The 16599-nt window shown below is 63.0% G+C and carries 23 protein-coding genes; 3 read left to right on the plus strand and 20 right to left on the minus strand.

Annotated elements, in window-relative coordinates:
* Positions 1–11: 11 nt before the first annotated feature.
* Entirely contained in the window at positions 12–647 is a 636-nt protein-coding gene (gene petA / locus BM408_RS09085) for a ubiquinol-cytochrome c reductase iron-sulfur subunit (RefSeq protein ID WP_092129146.1), read from the minus strand.
* 294 nt (positions 648–941) lie between these two features.
* On the opposite strand from petA, the gene mscL reads away from it, so the two are divergent.
* On the plus strand, positions 942–1367 hold the full coding sequence (gene mscL, locus BM408_RS09090; RefSeq protein WP_092129148.1) for a large conductance mechanosensitive channel protein MscL: 426 nt from the start codon (positions 942–944) through the stop codon (positions 1365–1367).
* Between the two features lie 9 nt (positions 1368–1376).
* On the opposite strand, the gene pdxA is transcribed toward mscL, so the two are convergent.
* Complete coding sequence (gene pdxA / locus BM408_RS09095; RefSeq protein ID WP_092129150.1) at positions 1377–2414, minus strand: 4-hydroxythreonine-4-phosphate dehydrogenase PdxA; 1038 nt, start codon at positions 2412–2414, stop codon at positions 1377–1379.
* Positions 2415–2610: 196 nt separating this feature from the next.
* Here pdxA and BM408_RS09100 point away from each other — a divergent pair, with 196 nt between their 5' ends.
* A complete protein-coding gene (locus BM408_RS09100; RefSeq protein ID WP_092129152.1) occupies positions 2611–3966 on the plus strand; it encodes a diguanylate cyclase domain-containing protein in 1356 nt (451 codons plus the stop codon).
* Positions 3967–3988: 22 nt separating this feature from the next.
* Here BM408_RS09100 and BM408_RS09105 read toward each other — a convergent pair whose 3' ends face one another.
* Entirely contained in the window at positions 3989–4750 is a 762-nt protein-coding gene (locus BM408_RS09105; RefSeq protein WP_092129154.1) for a Nif3-like dinuclear metal center hexameric protein, read from the minus strand.
* 21 nt (positions 4751–4771) lie between these two features.
* Positions 4772–5377, minus strand: coding sequence for a chalcone isomerase family protein (locus BM408_RS09110; RefSeq protein ID WP_092129532.1), 606 nt, complete (start codon positions 5375–5377; stop codon positions 4772–4774).
* 237 nt (positions 5378–5614) lie between these two features.
* Here BM408_RS09110 and BM408_RS09115 point away from each other — a divergent pair, with 237 nt between their 5' ends.
* Positions 5615–6775 (plus strand): S1C family serine protease, encoded by a 1161-nt coding sequence (locus tag BM408_RS09115; protein ID WP_092129156.1) that lies wholly within the window; start codon positions 5615–5617, stop codon positions 6773–6775.
* Between the two features lie 157 nt (positions 6776–6932).
* On the opposite strand, the gene tatC is transcribed toward BM408_RS09115, so the two are convergent.
* The 16 genes from tatC to BM408_RS22710 form a co-directional block, all read right to left on the minus strand.
* On the minus strand, positions 6933–7733 hold the full coding sequence (gene tatC / locus BM408_RS09120) for a twin-arginine translocase subunit TatC (protein WP_092129158.1): 801 nt from the start codon (positions 7731–7733) through the stop codon (positions 6933–6935).
* A 67-nt stretch (positions 7734–7800) separates the two neighbouring features.
* On the minus strand, positions 7801–8268 hold the full coding sequence (gene tatB / locus BM408_RS09125) for a Sec-independent protein translocase protein TatB (protein ID WP_092129160.1): 468 nt from the start codon (positions 8266–8268) through the stop codon (positions 7801–7803).
* Between the two features lie 17 nt (positions 8269–8285).
* A complete protein-coding gene (tatA, locus tag BM408_RS09130; RefSeq protein WP_092129162.1) occupies positions 8286–8525 on the minus strand; it encodes a Sec-independent protein translocase subunit TatA in 240 nt (79 codons plus the stop codon).
* A 188-nt stretch (positions 8526–8713) separates the two neighbouring features.
* On the minus strand, positions 8714–9073 hold the full coding sequence (locus tag BM408_RS09135; protein ID WP_092129164.1) for a histidine triad nucleotide-binding protein: 360 nt from the start codon (positions 9071–9073) through the stop codon (positions 8714–8716).
* A gap of 24 nt (positions 9074–9097) precedes the next feature.
* Complete coding sequence (locus tag BM408_RS09140; RefSeq protein WP_092129166.1) at positions 9098–9448, minus strand: DUF4870 family protein; 351 nt, start codon at positions 9446–9448, stop codon at positions 9098–9100.
* A 54-nt stretch (positions 9449–9502) separates the two neighbouring features.
* Complete coding sequence (locus tag BM408_RS09145) at positions 9503–9886, minus strand: phosphoribosyl-ATP diphosphatase (RefSeq protein WP_092129168.1); 384 nt, start codon at positions 9884–9886, stop codon at positions 9503–9505.
* Positions 9873–10295, minus strand: a complete 423-nt coding sequence (gene hisI / locus BM408_RS09150; protein ID WP_092129170.1) for a phosphoribosyl-AMP cyclohydrolase — start codon at positions 10293–10295, stop codon at positions 9873–9875. Before hisI ends, BM408_RS09145 begins: the two co-directional genes overlap by 14 nt.
* Positions 10296–10417: 122 nt before the next feature.
* A complete protein-coding gene (hisF, locus tag BM408_RS09155; RefSeq protein ID WP_092129172.1) occupies positions 10418–11221 on the minus strand; it encodes an imidazole glycerol phosphate synthase subunit HisF in 804 nt (267 codons plus the stop codon).
* A 7-nt stretch (positions 11222–11228) separates the two neighbouring features.
* A complete protein-coding gene (locus BM408_RS09160) occupies positions 11229–11990 on the minus strand; it encodes a hypothetical protein (protein ID WP_092129174.1) in 762 nt (253 codons plus the stop codon).
* Positions 11991–11999: 9 nt separating this feature from the next.
* On the minus strand, positions 12000–12740 hold the full coding sequence (gene hisA, locus BM408_RS09165; RefSeq protein ID WP_092129176.1) for a 1-(5-phosphoribosyl)-5-[(5-phosphoribosylamino)methylideneamino]imidazole-4-carboxamide isomerase: 741 nt from the start codon (positions 12738–12740) through the stop codon (positions 12000–12002).
* Between the two features lie 114 nt (positions 12741–12854).
* Positions 12855–13544: an imidazole glycerol phosphate synthase subunit HisH gene (hisH, locus tag BM408_RS09170; protein ID WP_371326999.1), complete on the minus strand. Its 690-nt coding sequence runs from the start codon at positions 13542–13544 to the stop codon at positions 12855–12857.
* Positions 13545–13581: 37 nt separating this feature from the next.
* Positions 13582–14199 (minus strand): imidazoleglycerol-phosphate dehydratase HisB, encoded by a 618-nt coding sequence (hisB, locus tag BM408_RS09175; RefSeq protein WP_092129181.1) that lies wholly within the window; start codon positions 14197–14199, stop codon positions 13582–13584.
* The gene (gene hisC, locus BM408_RS09180; RefSeq protein WP_092129183.1) at positions 14196–15299 is read right to left on the minus strand and encodes a histidinol-phosphate transaminase; all 1104 of its coding nucleotides are present in this window, start codon (positions 15297–15299) and stop codon (positions 14196–14198) included. The genes hisB and hisC overlap by 4 nt, the downstream gene beginning before the upstream one ends.
* On the minus strand, positions 15296–15757 hold the full coding sequence (locus BM408_RS09185; RefSeq protein WP_092129185.1) for a PIN domain-containing protein: 462 nt from the start codon (positions 15755–15757) through the stop codon (positions 15296–15298). The genes hisC and BM408_RS09185 overlap by 4 nt, the downstream gene beginning before the upstream one ends.
* Positions 15754–15987 carry a CopG family transcriptional regulator gene (locus BM408_RS09190; RefSeq protein WP_092129187.1) on the minus strand — a complete coding sequence of 78 codons (234 nt, stop codon included), beginning with the start codon at positions 15985–15987 and terminating at the stop codon, positions 15754–15756. The genes BM408_RS09185 and BM408_RS09190 overlap by 4 nt, the downstream gene beginning before the upstream one ends.
* Before the next feature lie 46 nt (positions 15988–16033).
* A complete protein-coding gene (locus BM408_RS22710; RefSeq protein WP_139237325.1) occupies positions 16034–16597 on the minus strand; it encodes a hypothetical protein in 564 nt (187 codons plus the stop codon).
* Positions 16598–16599: the final 2 nt, after the last annotated feature.

Genomic DNA, 16599 nt, shown 5'->3' on the forward strand with positions numbered 1-16599 from the left:
TAAAGGCGCCTTCAGGCCTTTTTGTCTTCACCGATCAGCAAACGGGTGTCTGACAGGTACATATGGGGCGGCACTTCGAGGTTGTCCGGTGCGGGCTTGTTCTTGTAGACGCGGCCGGCCATGTCGAAGGTCGAGCCGTGGCAGGGGCAGAGGAAGCCGCCCGCCCAGTCGTCTGGCAGCGAAGGCTGCGCGCCGGGCTGGAACTTGTCGGAAGGCGAGCAGCCCAGGTGCGAGCAGATACCGACCACCACCAGCGTTTCGGGCTTGATGGAGCGGTTTTCGTTGCGGGCGTAAACAGGGGTCAGTTCGTCGGGCTTGCGCTCAGACTTCGGGTCGGCCAGCAGGGCATCGACCTTGGGCAGCTCGGCGAGCTGCGCGGGCGTGCGCTTGACGATCCAGACGGGCTTGCCGCGCCATTCGACGGTGATCTTTTCGCCGGGCTTGACGTCGGAAATATCGACTTCGACAGCGGCGCCGGCGGCCTTGGCTTTTTCGGAGGGCTGGAACGTGCTGACAAAGGGAACGGCGGTGGCTGCAACGCCTGCGCCGCCAACGACGCAGGTGGTGACGAGCCAGTTTCTTTTATCTTTATCGACGGGGGCGCCGTGGGGCGTACCGTTCGCGCTTGCTTCGCTTGCTTGGGTCATGAGAGTCCTTCAAGAACTGGCTTGAAATAGGCTTAGTGGGGTCAACCCGCAATTGTAGCGGAGCGCGATGTCGTTTTTCAAGGCAAAGGCCGGGGTTCGGGTGCATCCGGCCCGCCTCGCGGCAGCCGGAGCGCCTGTTTTTTAAGCACCACCTGATTTGCACATACTTTGTTTCAAGCAAAAGCTTGCGTGACGCTTTCACAAACAGACCGAGCGCTGATAATGTTTTTTCCTGGTGGCGCAACAACAACGCACCGGCACCAGCACAACACTTACCAACAAGAGGAGAAACACATGGCAATGATGCAGGAATTCAAGGAATTTGCCGTCAAGGGCAACGTCATCGACCTAGCGGTCGGCGTGATCATCGGCGCGGCTTTCGGCAAGATTGTGGATTCGGTCGTCAGCGACCTGATTCTTCCGCTGGTCGGCGCGCTCTTCGGCAAGCTGGATTTTTCCAACCTGTTCATCGTGCTGGGCACGGTGCCGGCCGGCACGGCCACCACGCTGGATGCCCTGAAGAAAGCCGGTGTGCCGGTCTTTGCGTACGGCAATTTCATTACCGTCGCGGTCAACTTCGTCATCCTGGCCTTCATCATTTTCCTGATGGTCAAGCAGATCAACCGCCTCAAGCGCGACCAGCCTGCGCCCGCACCCGCCGCGACACCTGAAGACATCGTGCTGCTGCGCGAAATCCGCGACAGCCTCAAAAAGGGCTAATCTGAATTTTCAGGCGGCGGCCAGCTGACGCGCCGCGCGCACTGCCGCCAGCAGGCTGGACGCATCCGCTACGCCGCGCCCCGCAATGTCAAACGCCGTGCCGTGGTCCGGGCTGGTGCGCACCAGCGGCAGCCCCAGCGTGACGTTCACGCCCTGCTCCACCCCCAGGTATTTGACGGGAATCAGCCCCTGGTCGTGGTACATCGCCACCACCACATCAAACTCGCCGGGCCTGCCGGCCGCCTGGCGCGCCCGCATGAACACCGTGTCAGGCGCGAAGGGGCCACTCACATCCAGGCCCTCGGCGCGCGCCGCCGCGATGGCCGGCGCAATGATGGCCTGCTCTTCGCTGCCGAACAGCCCGCCCTCTCCGGCATGCGGGTTGAGCCCCGCCACCCCGATGCGGAGCGCACGCCCCAAGCCAGCGCCGACGGCCTTGTGCGTGATGCGCAAGGTCTGCAGCACGTTGTCAAAGGTGACCGCATCAATAGCTTGCCTGAGCGACATGTGAATGCTCACCAACACCGTCCTGAGCTCGTCATTGGCCAGCATCATGCGCACCGGCACATCGCTCACGGGTTTGCCCAGAAAGGCGGCGGCTTCGGCCTGCAGCATTTCGGTGTGGCCCGGAAATACCGCCGCCCAGCCCCCGGCGGCGGCCAGCGCTTCTTTGTGAATAGGCGCGGTGACCAGCGCAGCCGCCTCGCCAGCCAGCACGTTGCGGGCCGCCCAGACAATGCAGTCGGCTGCGGCCTGGCCGGCCAAACCACTCACCAGCCCATAAGGGACGGGCGTAACCAGCTCACATTTCTGTAGCACGGCAACACAGCGCGGCGGCACACCCGCCAGGTCGTCAAGGCTGCCCAGTTGCGCCACAGGCAAGGCCAGCGGGGACGCCACCAGCGCCGTAGCGCGCCGCAGCGTGGCCACATCACCCACCACGGCGCAACCGGCCATCTCGGCGGGCGCATCGCGAAAGGCTTTGGCGATGATTTCAGGGCCGATGCCGGCTGCATCGCCCATGGTGATGAGCAGGGGTTTATTCATGAAAGCGCGCAATTTGCCCGATGCAATTCGCGGCCAGACAGCCCATAATCGCGAAAAAACGGACGGCCTGCCGGCCATCAGATGCCGCAGGCGGTGAAACGGACACAGGGAGTTCGAGCAGATGCATTCTTGGGCTATTTTGGCGCAAACCCTGCCGCAGTGGCCGGCCGGCCGCCGCACAGGCCCCTGAAGCGCCATGGACGCCGTGGCCCGCCCCCTGCTCTCCAGCGCCGAAATGATGCTGTGGAGCGCCGCAGCCGGCGCGATCGGCCTGGTCGTCTTGCTGGCTTTGGCCGACACCCTCTACAGCCGCACCCGCGCCGCGTCACAGACATTGGCCTACCTGGCGCTGTGCTGGCTGGTCGTGATGCTGCTGAGCGGGCTGCCCGCCGCCATCTGGCCGGGACTGAAGGCGCCGCTGGGCGTTGCGCAAATCCTTTGCGGCCCCCTGTGCGCCGCCATGGGCAGCTTCGGCGCCAGCCAATGGTTGTCAGCCCACCAGCGCGACCGCCTGATGAAGACGAGCCTGCTCACCATCACCTTGCTATGCCTCGCAGGCGGGCCGCTGTGCCTGCTGCTGGCGCCGGCATGGCGCCTGCCGGCCTCGGGCGCTTTGGCCATCGCCAACCTGTCGGTGGTGCTCTGGCTGTCGGTGCGCGCCACGCAGCTGGGCGACAAGCTGGCCTGGGGCCTGGCGGCCGGTTGCCTCTTCACCCTGCCCGCCCAGATCGGCCTTTACAGCCTGGCGCTCAATGCCAGCCGCCCCTCGGTGGCCCTGCAGGCCGGCGTGGTGATGACGGCCTTGCTCAGCCTGGTCATCACGGCGGCCATGCTCTGGCTGCGCAACCGGCAAACCCGTCAGCTTTCGCAGGGCGACGTCTCGCGGCGCGACCCGATCACCCAGCTCTACAGCGGCGTGATGATGGTGCAAAAAATCATCCGGGCGCAGCGCCGGCGCCAGCGCACCCGGCGCGACGGCGCCCTGATGGCGGTGATGCTGTTCGAGCCCGAACGCCTCTTGCCGCAGATCGGCCAGGCGGGCCTGAACGACCTCTACTACCAATTGGCGCGGCGCATGCAGCGCCACACGGGCGCCGTCAACCCGGCCGGGCGTTACTACGACCGCTGCTTTGTGGTGCTGCTGGAGACCATGCATTCGCCGCGCTGGATACGCACGCTGGGCCTGCGTGTGGCGTCCAGCCTGCGCCGGCCCATGGAGGTGCCCTCTTTAAGCGGCGCCCGCATCCGGATCACGCCCGACATCGCCGTCGGCATTGTTCACCTGTCGGCGGCCGACAAGGATGTGGACCAGTTGCTGCACGAAGCCCAGTCGGTGGCCGAGGCTGCGCGCAATATGCGTTCCCGCGCGGCGCTGCTTGATCCGGAAACCCATGCCGCCGTGCCGGTGGAGCATGCCGAGCTGGGCTCCAGCTGGCGCGCGCTGCGAAATGCGGCGAAGGCCGCGAAGCCAGGTTCGTCTTCAGGATCGTCCCGCAGCAAGGCAAGCGCCAAGCTGCCTCGGGCCGGGCGGCACCGCCACAAACCGGCTTAAGCAACCGCCCCGTACCGCCGCGTCAGGCCGGGTTGTCGATGTCGATAAATTCGTGGGCCAGGCCCAGTTGCCCCGCGACGTGCGCCGCCACGGCCGGCGCGCCGTAGCGCTCTGACGCGTGATGCCCGCAGGCGATGAAGGCCACGCCCATCTCGCGGGCGTAGTGCGCCTGGGGCTCCGAGATTTCGCCGGTGATGAAGGCGTCGGCGCCCGCCGCGATCGCGGCCTCAAAGTAGCCTTGCGCGCCGCCGGTGCACCATGCTATGTTTTTGATAGCTGCCTGCGCCGGTCCTGCCTGGGTGACTGGCCGGTCAAGCACTTTTCCGACATGCGCAGCCAGCGCCGCGGCATCGGCAAACTGGCCGCCATCGGCGAGCGCGCCGACAAAACCCAGGTCCTGCTCGCCAAAACGGCCGCTCACTGCCAGGCCCAGTTGCACACCCAGTTGCGCGTTGTTGCCGAGCTCGGGGTGCGCGTCCAGCGGCAGGTGGTAGGCATAGAGGTTGATGTCATGCGCCAGCAGCAGGGCGAGACGCTGCTTCATCCAGCCGGTGACGCGGCCGTCCTGCCCGCGCCAGAAGAGGCCGTGGTGCACAAAGATCGCGTCAGCTCGCGCCGCGATGGCCGCCTCGATCAGCGCCCGGCTGGCGGTGACGCCCGAGACAATCTTGCCGACCTCGGCCTTGCCCTCGACCTGCAGGCCGTTGGGGCCGTAGTCCTTGAAACGCGCGGGCTGCAAAAGCGTGTCAAAGGCCTGCAGCAAGTCCTGTCGTGTGGTGCTCATGCCGCGATTGTCTCAGGGCGCTCAGCTTTTCTCGAGCCCCAGCAAGGCGTCCTTGAGCATGAAGTCGGCGGGCACGGAACCCAGCCAGATGCCCAGCACCATGCGGAAAAACTCCGCATCGCCGACCGGCGCGCCTTGCGGCTGCTCGGCGATGAAAAAGCTGGTGCCTTTGCCCGGCACAAACTCCATGGCAAACGAATCGCCGGGCATCAGCTTGCTGCGGCCCGAAAAGATGTCGATCAGGCGGTTGCTGGACACCGAATGGCGGCTGACGGCATCGCGGCTGGAGTTGTCGGCCATGCCGCGCAGAAAGAGCCTGCCCAGGTCGGTGCCGGAGACCTCGCGCAGCGCCACAAAAGCCAGGCGGATGGGCGTGCCCAGCTTCATCGCCTCATCGGCCGATGTGACCTTGCGGCTCGTGTACATGGCCATGTCGTAGACCTTAAAAATGGCCTTGAAACGGGTGCCGGCGCCGTTGAGCTGCAGCGTGGTGCCTTGCGCTACAAGGCTGGCCGGGAATTTTGTTGTCGTTGGCGCCGCCAGAACGGGCATCGCCAGCCCCGCAGAGCCGGCCGCCATGGCGGCCGCGCCGCGCGCGAGCCAGGCCCGCCGTGAATACTGATGCATCAATGTCTCCTCGTTATGGTTGTTGACCACGGGGCGGCTGCTCCTGCCGGCCCGCGCGCAGCTTTTTAGCTGCCCAAAACATGGTACCGGAGCAAACCGGCGCGCTTCCTTACAGCCGCCGGGGGCCCGAAGCGATAAACTTCATCACCCGGCGGCGCGCATCTTTACAGCCCGCGCCCCCCCGGGATTCACCCTGTTTTTTCGCATCCCGCGCGGCACAACGCCACCCACCGCTTCATGAAACGCACCTGGCTTCTTTTCTCGCAAACCGTCACTGTCCTGCTGGCAGCCTATTTTGTCGTCGCCACGCTCAAGCCCGAGTGGCTGGACCGCGGCAGGCTGCAGCAGGGGCTGTCGGTGATTGAAGCGCCGGCCGGCAGCGCACCCCGCAGTGCCGGTGCGGGCGCCGGTTTTGCCTCGGCCGCCAAGGTTGCATCCGCGGCCGTCGTCAGCATCAACACCAGCAAGGCTGCGGCCAGAAACCCGCATGCCGAAGACCCGTGGTTCAAGTTTTTCTTCGGTGACCAGAGCCCCAACGAGCCACAGGGCGGCCTGGGCAGCGGCGTCATCATCAGCGCCACCGGCTACATCCTGACCAACAACCATGTGGTCGAAGGCGCCGACGAGATCGAGGTCATCCTCAACGACACGCGCAAGGCCAAGGCGCAAGTCATAGGCACCGACCCGGACACCGACCTGGCCATCCTCAAGATCGACCTGGACAAGCTGCCTGTCATCGTGCTGGGCAACTCCGACGCGCTGCAGGTGGGTGACCCGGTGATGGCCATCGGCAACCCTTTCGGCGTCGGCCAGACCGTGACCGGCGGCATCGTGAGCGCGCTGGGGCGCAACCAGCTGGGCATCAACACTTTTGAGAACTTCATCCAGACCGACGCGGCCATCAACCCGGGCAATTCCGGCGGCGCGCTGGTCGACGTGAACGGCCACCTGATGGGCATCAACACCGCGATTTACTCGCGCTCGGGCGGCTCCATGGGCATCGGCTTTGCGATCCCGGTTTCAACCGCCAAGCAGGTGCTCGAAGGCATCGTGAAAGACGGCCAGGTCACGCGCGGCTGGATAGGTGTTGAGCCGCAGGACCTGAACCCCGAGCTGGCCGAGACTTTTGGCCTGAAGCCCGCGGCGGCCAAGGATGGCGGCGTCATCATCACCGGCGTGCTGCAAAACGGCCCGGCCGCGCAGGCCGGCATCCAGCCCGGCGACGTGATCACGGCCGTCGACGGTAAAAGCGTGCGCAATGTGAGCCAGTTGCTGACAGCCGTGGCGGCCCTCAAGCCCGGCACACCCGCACCGCTGACGGTGCTGCGCAAGGACAAGGAAACCGAGATTGCGGTGACGCCGGGCAAACGCCAGCGGCCCAAGGTGCAGCAGCGCTAGGCGGTTTTTGGCCGGGTCAAGCCTGATCTGGCCAGGCCTTGCTGCGGAACTTGCTATTTATTTGGTAGCTTCTTGCGCCCGTCTTTATTGGGCTGCAGCCCGATTTCCCTCAGAAAACGAGGCACGGGCGCCCTGATGGCGCCGCAGTTCAGATCACTCAGGGCTGGGCAGCTTCGGCCTCAGCGCCGTCTTCAGGCTTTTTGGTGTTCTTGACGAACACCTGCGCGGCAATGATGCCGACCTCATACAGGCCGCCGACCACGCCCAGCAGCATGATCATCGAGCCAGCGTCCGGCGGCGTCACCAACGCGGTGCCGACGGCTGCCGCCACCCAGAAGTAGCCGCGGTATTCGCGCAGCTGGGCCACGGTAATCACACCCATGCGCACCAGCAAAATCACCGCGATCGGCACCTCAAAGGCCAGCCCGAAGGCCAGGAACATGCCGAGCACGAAGTTGAGGTACTCCTCGATGTCAGGCGCGGCAGTGATCGACTTGGGCGCAAAGCTCTGGATGAAATGAAACACCTGGCCGAACACCACGAAATAACAGAAAGCCACGCCGACAAAAAACAGCAAGGTGCTGGAGACCACCAGCGGCATCACCAGTTTTTTCTCGTGCGAATAAAGGCCGGGCGCCACAAAAGCCCACACCTGGTAAAGCACGACCGGCAACGCAATCATGAAGGCGGCCATGAACAAAATCTTGATCGGCACCACAAAGGGCGAAATCACGTTGGTGGCAATCAGCGTGGCGCCCTTGGGCAGCGCGGCGACCAGCGGCGCGGCCAGGATGTCATAGAGAGCGCCCGGGCCGGGGAAGATCGCGAGCACGGCGGCGGCGATGCCGATGGCGATCACCGCCTTGATCATCCGGTCGCGCAGCTCCATCAGGTGCTGCACAAAGGGCTGCTCGGTGCCCGCGAGTTCGTCGGGCTTGTCGGTGTTGGGGTCGCTCATGGGGAGGGTGTGCGCTGGATGGGTTGCGCCGGTATGCGCGCCTGGCAGGAAAGATCAGTGGGGCGGCTCAAAGCGGGCGGCCCGGCTGCGGGCGGAACCGCGCCACACGGGCCGCGCCGGACTGCGCCCGGGTGCGCACGCCCGAACGGGCCTTGTACCACTGGGGCGTCGCGCCCTGCTTGAGGCGCCACTTCTTTTTCGGGTGCTTGTATTCGGGGAAGATTTCCATGCCGGGCAAAGCGCCAGAAGGCGAATCGCCGGTGGCTTCGGCCCATGATTTTTCAAAATCACTGGCGTTGGTCTGGATGGAGTTCTCCACGTCGCGGGCCGCGCCCTCGACGGTGTCCTTCATCTTCTTGAGCTCGTCCAGCTCCATGGAGCGGTTAACTTCGTTCTTGACGTCGGCCACGTAACGCTGGGCCTTGCCCAGCAAGGTGCCTACGGTGCGCGCCACGCGCGGCAGCTTCTCCGGGCCGATGACGATCAGCGCGACCGCGCCTATCAGCGCTATTTTGGAGATGCCGAGATCAATCACGAGGTGTCAGGCCGGGATCAGGACTTTTGACGCGCTTCGACGTCGATGGTGGTTTTGTCGGCGGCCTGGGCGTTGGTGACGCTGGCAGGCGGCACTGGCACGTCGGCGGGGGCCTGGCCACCGTCTTTCATGCCGTCTTTAAAGCCCTTGACGGCACTGCCGAGGTCGCTGCCCATGTTCTTGAGCTTTTTGGTGCCGAAAACCATCACCACGATCAACAGCACGATCAGCCAGTGCCAAATGGAAAATGAACCCATGATTTGCTCCTAATCTGGAAATTGCGGGGTATCAGTGCAGATAAATGCCAAAACTTGCGGAATTGCCGGTTTGCACGCAATGCGTTGATTCTAAAGGCCCGGCCTGTCAGGACCCTGAGTACACACATTGCCCTACCGGGTTAGTGTGCCTGCGGGCGCCGGGGGTTCCGTTGGGCTTTGTAACGCTCTTAGCCTTTCAGCCAGGGGCGGGGCCCGCCGATCACGTGGAAATGCAAATGGTGCACCTCTTGCCCGCCTTCCGCGCCGGTATTGGTCACGATGCGGTAGCCGCCTTCCGGGTACGGATTGCAGCCCTGCTCCATCGCCAGTTTGGGGGCCAGCGCCATCAGGCGGCCCAGCATGGCGGTGTGTTCAGGCCCCACCTGCGCCATCGACGGGATGTGCTCCCTGGGGATGATCAGGAAATGGACAGGCGCCCAGGGGTTGATGTCGTGGAAGGCGAAGAACTCATCGTCCTCATACACCTTGCGGCTGGGAATGGCGCCGGCGGCGATCTTGCAGAAAATGCAGTTGTCTGGGTGGCTCATGCGTGATCCAGTCTGAAAGAGGTATTAAGTCGGGCGATGGCTGTTAAAACGCATCCAGCCGCGCACGCAGCGGTACAGGTACCACAGCCACACAATGCCGTAAGCCACAAAGCCCGGCAGCACAAACAGCAGCCACAGCGGCGACAGCAGCACCAGCCAGCCCAGCGTCCACCAGAAGGTGCGGATCATGTAGTTGTGGTGGTCGATGTAAAGCGCGTCGGACTCGTCAGCGCGGCGGATGTAGTTGATGATCACGGCGATCACCGCGAACACACCGCCGCTGAACCAGGCCAGCGTATGCAGTGCGTAGAGCACATGCATGACGGTGCGGTCGTTGGGGCTTTTGCCTTCGAATTCGGCCAGGTCGGTTTCCATCAGGTCAGCTTCCTCAGGTCAAGTCAAATGAATGGGCGGGGTCAGGCTTACGGCCTATGGCTTTTCGGACGCATCGCGGTGCTGCGCCTTGCGCAAAGCTTTTTCCTCGATGCCGCTGGTGCCTTCGCGGCGCTCCAGTTCGGCAATCACATCGAGGGGGCTCAGGCCGTAATGCGCCAGCGCAATCAGGCTGTGAAACCACAGGTCGGCTACCTCGCCGACCAGCTTGCCTTTGAGCTCCACCGTGGGCCCGCCGCGGTCGATGTCTTTGGCCGCCATCACGGTTTCAGTGGCTTCCTCGCCGATTTTTTTCAGGAAGGCGTCGGGGCCTTTGTGCAGCAGGCGCGCCACATAGCTGGTGTCCGGGTCGCCGCCATTGGCCGCCTTGCGGCTTTCAATGATCTGCGCCAGGCGCTGGAGGGAGTCATTCGTGGTCATGTTTGCCGGGGGTCTGTTTGTACATGGTTGTCGGGTCTTTGAGCACGGGCTCGGTGACTACCCACTGGCCGTCTTTATACACACTGAAAAAACAGCTGTGACGGCCCGTGTGGCAGGCGATGCCCGGCGTGTGGCCCAGTTGCGTCACCTTGAGCAAGACTACGTCGTTGTCGCAATCCAGGCGAATCTCATGCACCGTTTGCTGATTGCCGGACTCTTCGCCCTTGTGCCACAGGCGCCCGCGCGAGCGGCTGAAATACACGGCCTGGCCGAGTTCGGCGGTTTTTTGCAGCGCCTCGCGGTTCATCCAGGCGAACATGAGCACATCGCCGCTGGAGGCTTCTTGTGCAATGACGGGGATCAGGCCCTTGTCGTCCCAGCTGACTTCATCTAACCAGTTTTTAGTCATGAGGCAATTGTCACGGATTTGGAATGACGCGCCAAAGCAAGGATATCGCGGGACCGGCTTTGCCGGACCGCAGATATCGCCCCAGCAGGGGGGAAGGCGTAGCGCAGCGAAGCCGGCGGGGGTTACGTCATTCGAACGGGGATGCCCCGTTCGGCCATATGCTGCTTGGCCTGCTGCACCGTGTATTCGCCGTAATGAAAGATGCTGGCGGCCAGCACCGCGTCGGCGCCGCCGGTTTGTATCCCGTCGGCCAGGTGTTCCAGGTTGCCGACGCCGCCCGAGGCGATCACCGGCACGCTGATGGCGTCGCTCACCGCGCGGGTCAGCGCCAGGTCAAAGCCCGACTTGGTGCCGTCGCGGTCCATGCTGGTCAGCAAAATCTCGCCCGCGCCGCGCCGCGCCATGTCGGTGGCCCAGGCTACGGCGTCCAGGCCAGTGTTCTTGCGCCCGCCGTGACTGTACACATCCCAACCCGGGCCGACCGGTTCACCGGCGGGTGTCAGGCGTTTTTCGTCTTCGGCGCTGCGGCGCTTGGCGTCAATCGCCACCACGATGCACTGCGAGCCGTATTTGGCGGATGCGTCGGCGATCACCTGCGGGTTGGCAATGGCGGCCGAGTTGAAGCTGGTCTTGTCGGCGCCGGAATTGAGAAGGCGGCGCACGTCCTCAACAGTGCGCACACCACCGCCCACCGTGAGGGGAATGAATACCTGCGATGCCACGGCTTCAATGATGGGCAGGATCAGGTCGCGGCCGTCGCTGGTCGCGGTGATATCGAGGAAAGTGAGCTCGTCAGCGCCCTGCTCGTTATAGCGCGCGGCGATTTCCACCGGGTCGCCCGCATCGCGTAGCTGGGTGAAGTTGACGCCCTTGACGACGCGGCCGCCGGTCACGTCGAGGCAGGGAATGATTCGTTTGGCAAGCATGAATAGGCTAACGGTAGGTTGCGTTGAAAGGCCGGTATTCAGGGTATTGGGCCAGAAAAGCACGGGCTTTGACCGGAAAACTGGCGACAGTCGCTACAGCCCGGCCTCTCACGTCCTTCCTTTGCTGAACGGTCAGTTTCGCCCCGGCCCCCCGGTCAACATCACCGGCACAGGCAGCCTGGTTCCGAGTAACGGGTGAGGATGGAATCTGCGCGGCGGATCGCACGCGCAAAGATGGGACATAGAGGACTTCCGGTGGCTGGTTGACCTGCAAACCGGAGCCGGTGCTGCAAAACACGTACGCGTAGAAGGCTTTGTCTGCAGGCGGAATGGCCGCGCCAAACCCATCCTCGTCCATCGACTCTTCAAGAAGGATGGCGAGCGCGAAGGCGGAACCCGCTATGACCGCGGCACGAAGCGTGGCGTGAGCTTCCCGATAATTCTGCGCACTCGCCAGCTCGACGCCACAAGCCTCCAACGCAGGCAGGTAGGTGGATTTCGCAGCATCACAAACCGGCGGAACAGTACGTTCCTGACTCAGCAAATAGGCTTTGCGGGGATCGCTGTCAGGCATTTTCCCCAAGCACTCGATCAATTGTTGTTTCTGTGTCTCGCTGCGAGGCGAGATGGCGCCGGTTGCATCAGCAGGCCCGGTACTAACGGCGTAACAGCTCTCAAAGGACTGAAGTAACTCGGCAGGTTGCGCCATGACGACGCCGGTTGTCGCGGTCAGCGTGAGCACCAGCCCTGCGGCTATGTGCATAAACATACGCATGCCTTATCCGTTCAGTTCATCGGCTCTCGCCTGGGCCTTCTCGAAGTCGAGGTCGCCGCTGTAAATCGAGCGCCCGCAGATCACGCCTTCGACGCCCTCTTCCTCGACTTCGCAGAGCTTTTCGATATCGGCCATGTTCGAGAGGCCGCCCGAGGCGATCACGGGAATGGTCAGTGCCTGGGCGAGCTTGACGGTGGCGTCGATGTTGATGCCGGTCAGCATGCCGTCGCGGCCGATGTCGGTGTAGATGATGGATTCGACGCCGTAGTCCTGGAACTTCTTGCCGAGGTCGATCACTTCGTGGCCGGTCATCTTGCTCCAGCCGTCGGTGGCGACCTTGCCGTCTTTGGCGTCCAGGCCGACGATGATGTGGCCGCCAAACGCGGTGCAGGCGTCTTGCAGGAAGCCGGGGTTCTTCACGGCCGCGGTGCCGATGATGACGTAGCGCAGGCCGGCATCGAGGTAGCGCTCTATGGTGTCCAGGTCGCGGATGCCGCCGCCCAGTTGCACGTCGATCTCGCTGCCGACTTCGGCCAGGATCTGCTTGATGGCCTGCTCGTTGCGGGGTTTGCCCGCGAAAGCGCCGTTCAAGTCCACCAGGTGCAGGCGCCGCGCGCCCTTGTCGACCCAGCTGCGCGCCATGGCGGCCGGGTCTTCGCTGAAGATGGTGGATTGATCCATGTCGCCCTGTTTGAGGCGGACGCAGTGACCGTCTTTCAGGTCAATCGCGGGGATGAGTAGCATGTGGCGGTAAAAAAGACGGTAAAAAAAGAATGCGGGTGGTCAGGGTAACAAAAAGTCCGGCGTCCCGGTACCGGGTCTGACCCAAGTCGGCTGCGGGTGTACCAAGAACCTGTTCTAAGGATTCCAGTGCAGGAAGTTGCGGTACAGGGCCAGCCCGTGGTCGGCGCTTTTCTCGGGGTGGAACTGGGTGGCAAAAATATTATCGCGTGCAATGGCCGCCGTAAAGCGCGCGCCGTAGTCGGTCTCGCCCGCGATGTGGTGCGCATCCGACGGCCGGGCGTAAAAGCTGTGCACGAAGTAAAAGTAGGAACCATCGGGTACGCCCGCCCACACCGGGTGCGCTTTGCCGGCGCCCGCCCCGTTTTGGTGAACCTGGTTCCAGCCCATCTGCGGCACCTTGTAGCGGCTTCCGTCAGGCTGCGTTTGGCCGGCGAGTTCGAATTTGATGACCTGGCCGGGGATCAGGTTCAGGCCGGCTGTTCCGGCGCCGCCGTCGCCCGGCACGCCCTCGTCGCTGTGCGTGAGCAACATTTGCATGCCTACGCAGACACCGAACAGCGGCTTGTGCGCTGCGGCGTGCAACACCGACTCCAGCATGCCGGAGTCGGCCAGCTCGCGCATGCAGTCGGCAATCGCGCCCTGGCCGGGCAGCACGATGCGCTCGGCATTCATCACGTCTTCGGCTTTGGAGGTGACCATCACCTCAAAGCCGCTGCCGGCGGCCACATGCCGCACCGCCTGTGAGACGGAGTGCAGGTTGCCCATGCCGTAGTCGACCACGGCGACAGTTTTGGGTTTTGCCATCAGGGTTTCAGAGTTGGAGGGGCGGCAGGGGCATGGCTTACAGCGAGCCCTTGGTCGAGGGAATCACGCCGGCAGCGCGCGGATCAATCTCCAGCGCCATGCGCAGCGCGCGGGCAAAAGCCTTGAACACGGTTTCAGCCTGGTGGTGGGCGTTTTCGCCTTTGAGGTTGTCGATGTGCAGCGTGACGAAGGCGTGATTGACGAAGCCCTGAAAGAATTCGTAGGCCAGCTGGCTGTCGAAGGTGCCAATCATGCCGCTCTTGAAGGGCACGTGCATCTCCAGGCCCGGGCGACCCGAAAAATCGACCACCACGCGCGACAGCGCCTCGTCGAGCGGCACATAAGCGTGGCCGTAGCGGCGCAGGCCTTTTTTGTCGCCCACGGCCTTGGCCACGGCCTGGCCCAGCGTGATGCCCACGTCTTCCACCGTGTGGTGGCCGTCGATGTGCAAATCGCCTTTGGCCTGGATGTCGAGGTCGATCAGGCCGTGACGGGCGATCTGGTCCAGCATGTGGTCGAAAAAGCCTATGCCCGTGGACAGGTTTGCTTTGCCGGTGCCGTCCAGGTTGAGCTTGACGGTGATCTGGGTTTCGGCGGTGTTGCGCGAAACCTCGGCGGTTCTTGGTGCAGAAGGAGCAAGTGTGGGGGTGGTCATAGGGATTCTTTAAGCGCCGCCAGCATTTGGGTGTTCTCGTCCGCGGTGCCGACCGTCAGGCGCAAACAATTGGCCAGCAATGGATGCATTTTAGAAACGTTTTTAATCAGGACCTTGCGCGAGCGCATACCCTCAAAGGTTTTGGCGGCATCGGGCACGCGCACCAGGATCATGTTGGCGTCGCTTTTCCAGGCTTTCACGCCGGGCATGGCCTGCAGCGCGTCAAAAATCCGTTTGCGCTGGGCCAGGATGTCTTGCGCCTGTGCGGCAAATACCTCCTGGTAGGCCAGCGCAAACAGCGCGCACTCATAGTTGAGCACGCTGATGTTGTAAGGCGGGCGCACCTTGTCGATCTCGGCGATCAGCGCTTTGGGGCCCATCATGTAGCCCAGCCGCACGCCGGCCAGGCCGAATTTGCTCATGGTGCGCATCAGCAGCACATGCTTGTGCCGGGCGATGCGGTTGATATAACTTTCGCTGGAGAAGGGCTGGTAGGCCTCGTCCATGATCACCAGGCCACCTTGCTCGCCCACGGCCTCAATGATTTTTTCGATCACCGCGGCGTCCCACAGGTTGGCCGTGGGGTTGTTCGGGTAAGCCAGGTAAATCAGCGAAGGCTTGTGCTCTTTGATGGCGGCCAGCATGGCGGCTTCGTCCAGCTCAAAGTCGGCTGTCAGCGGCACGCCGATGAATTTCAGGCCTTGCAACTGCGCGCTCATGGCGTACATCACAAAGCCGGGCAGCGGCGCCAATATCGAGCCGCCCTCCACGTCGCAAGCCATGGCCAGCAGCGAAATCAGCTCGTCTGAGCCATTGCCCAGCATGATGTCAAAGCCCTCGGGCATGCCCGCATGGGCGGCCAGCGCGCGGCGCAGGTCGTTAACGCGCCCGTCCGGGTAGCGATTCAGCGCCACCGCGCCCAGCCGCTCACCCAGCTTGGCCTGCAGCTTGGCCGGCAGGCGGTGCGGGTTCTCCATCGCGTCGAGCTTGACCATGCCGGCCGACTCCTGAACGGCGTAGGCGTGCATGGACTGCACGTCCTGGCGGATCAGTTGTTTGAACTTGGGGTCTAGCAAAGGAGTAGAAGAAGGTGCGGTCATAGGGCTTGCTCCAGCACTTCAATGCCGGTTTTAAAAGGATTGATCACCTGGACACCACCGTAGTGCTGTTCGTGCGCCAGGTCTTCGCTCAGCAGGTAGCGGCAACCCAGGTGCTGGGCGGCCGCTACAACCAGGCTGTCGCGGTAATGCAGGCCGTAGCGGCTTTCCACCGCCCAGGCGGATTCAACCGTCGCATGGTCGGTCTGCCAGGGCTGCCAGAGCTCATAACGGCGCACTTCGGCGCGGGCATCGCCGGCAGGCATGGGCGGGTTGATCTTGCGGGTAGCCAGCAGATAGAACTCATTGAGCACCTGCGTGCTGATGCGGCCCATGCCGCGCTGCCATAGCACCGTCAGCCAGGCCAAGGCGGCCTTTTGCTTGGCCGGGTCGGCCCCGTCTTCACTGTAAATAAGGATGTTGGCGTCGACAAAGACGCCGTTCGTGGTGGTGCTGCTCATGCGCCGCGCTCGTCAAGGTCGATACGGGTGGGATAAGGCTGCCCATCGGACACCCAAAGCCGCGCCTTGTTTTGCCAGTCGTGCATGGCGCGCTGGTAGGCGTCGGTGCGCTGCATCTTTTCGGTCAGCATCTCGCCCACCAGGCGCGACACGCTGGTATTGCGCTTGGCCGCTTCCACCCGCACCCATTCGAGGGCGGCGTCGTCCACGGTGATGGTGACGTTCTTCATGGGTCGAAGTTTACACGAAATTCGTGTAACACGAAGTTCGTGTTGTTTATTCGCTCTTTTTTGAGGAATGATCCGCAACCCAATGTGGCCGCAAGAGAGCAAAGCACCCCATCAAGCCTATAAAAATCCAGCTCAGCGCTGTTGCAAAAACCAATATGGCTGAGTCCGACCAGAACACGTAGAAAGATGGCATTCCTCTACCTCCAGGCCAGTAAAAGACTTTGTCTGTCCAAAAGGCTGCTGCCCCTGCATAAATCATCCCTCCGAAAAACACCATCCCGAAGACCGACCTGCCAAAGGACTTCGTAGCCTCCCAGGGATTTTCATGAGTGTGCCCAGCCGTGGCTCTTGTGGGCGAAGAAGTTTGCCGAGGCGCTCGCAAGACTGCAAACAATAAAAGCAACCAACTCAGCAGCAATACATAACCCGTGAGTTCATTCAGCAGGGAAGCCTTGCCGGGCTTGTACGAAAAAAATCCGACGACAAGAAAAACAAAAATGGCGACAGACAACGCCACCCAAAAATGACTCGTCGATGTACGAGGTGGCGCGCCCAGGTCAGTTCTTTTTTTTTCATCAACGCCAGCCAGTTTCGGGCCGTGTTTACACACTT

The organism is Polaromonas sp. YR568 (assembly GCF_900116715.1).
Taxonomy (GTDB): domain Bacteria; phylum Pseudomonadota; class Gammaproteobacteria; order Burkholderiales; family Burkholderiaceae_C; genus Polaromonas.

Coding starts and splice junctions, on each gene's coding strand:
- petA (WP_092129146.1), bottom strand. CDS start 647: ATGACCCAAGCAAGCGAAGCAAGCGCGAACGGTACGCCCCACGGCGCC.
- mscL (WP_092129148.1), top strand. CDS start 942: ATGGCAATGATGCAGGAATTCAAGGAATTTGCCGTCAAGGGCAACGTC.
- pdxA (WP_092129150.1), bottom strand. CDS start 2,414: ATGAATAAACCCCTGCTCATCACCATGGGCGATGCAGCCGGCATCGGC.
- BM408_RS09100 (WP_092129152.1), top strand. CDS start 2,611: ATGGACGCCGTGGCCCGCCCCCTGCTCTCCAGCGCCGAAATGATGCTG.
- BM408_RS09105 (WP_092129154.1), bottom strand. CDS start 4,750: ATGAGCACCACACGACAGGACTTGCTGCAGGCCTTTGACACGCTTTTG.
- BM408_RS09110 (WP_092129532.1), bottom strand. CDS start 5,377: ATGCATCAGTATTCACGGCGGGCCTGGCTCGCGCGCGGCGCGGCCGCC.
- BM408_RS09115 (WP_092129156.1), top strand. CDS start 5,615: ATGAAACGCACCTGGCTTCTTTTCTCGCAAACCGTCACTGTCCTGCTG.
- tatC (WP_092129158.1), bottom strand. CDS start 7,733: ATGAGCGACCCCAACACCGACAAGCCCGACGAACTCGCGGGCACCGAG.
- tatA (WP_092129162.1), bottom strand. CDS start 8,525: ATGGGTTCATTTTCCATTTGGCACTGGCTGATCGTGCTGTTGATCGTG.
- BM408_RS09135 (WP_092129164.1), bottom strand. CDS start 9,073: ATGAGCCACCCAGACAACTGCATTTTCTGCAAGATCGCCGCCGGCGCC.
- BM408_RS09140 (WP_092129166.1), bottom strand. CDS start 9,448: ATGGAAACCGACCTGGCCGAATTCGAAGGCAAAAGCCCCAACGACCGC.
- BM408_RS09145 (WP_092129168.1), bottom strand. CDS start 9,886: ATGACCACGAATGACTCCCTCCAGCGCCTGGCGCAGATCATTGAAAGC.
- hisI (WP_092129170.1), bottom strand. CDS start 10,295: ATGACTAAAAACTGGTTAGATGAAGTCAGCTGGGACGACAAGGGCCTG.
- hisF (WP_092129172.1), bottom strand. CDS start 11,221: ATGCTTGCCAAACGAATCATTCCCTGCCTCGACGTGACCGGCGGCCGC.
- BM408_RS09160 (WP_092129174.1), bottom strand. CDS start 11,990: ATGTTTATGCACATAGCCGCAGGGCTGGTGCTCACGCTGACCGCGACA.
- hisA (WP_092129176.1), bottom strand. CDS start 12,740: ATGCTACTCATCCCCGCGATTGACCTGAAAGACGGTCACTGCGTCCGC.
- hisH (WP_371326999.1), bottom strand. CDS start 13,544: ATGGCAAAACCCAAAACTGTCGCCGTGGTCGACTACGGCATGGGCAAC.
- hisB (WP_092129181.1), bottom strand. CDS start 14,199: ATGACCACCCCCACACTTGCTCCTTCTGCACCAAGAACCGCCGAGGTT.
- hisC (WP_092129183.1), bottom strand. CDS start 15,299: ATGACCGCACCTTCTTCTACTCCTTTGCTAGACCCCAAGTTCAAACAA.
- BM408_RS09185 (WP_092129185.1), bottom strand. CDS start 15,757: ATGAGCAGCACCACCACGAACGGCGTCTTTGTCGACGCCAACATCCTT.
- BM408_RS09190 (WP_092129187.1), bottom strand. CDS start 15,987: ATGAAGAACGTCACCATCACCGTGGACGACGCCGCCCTCGAATGGGTG.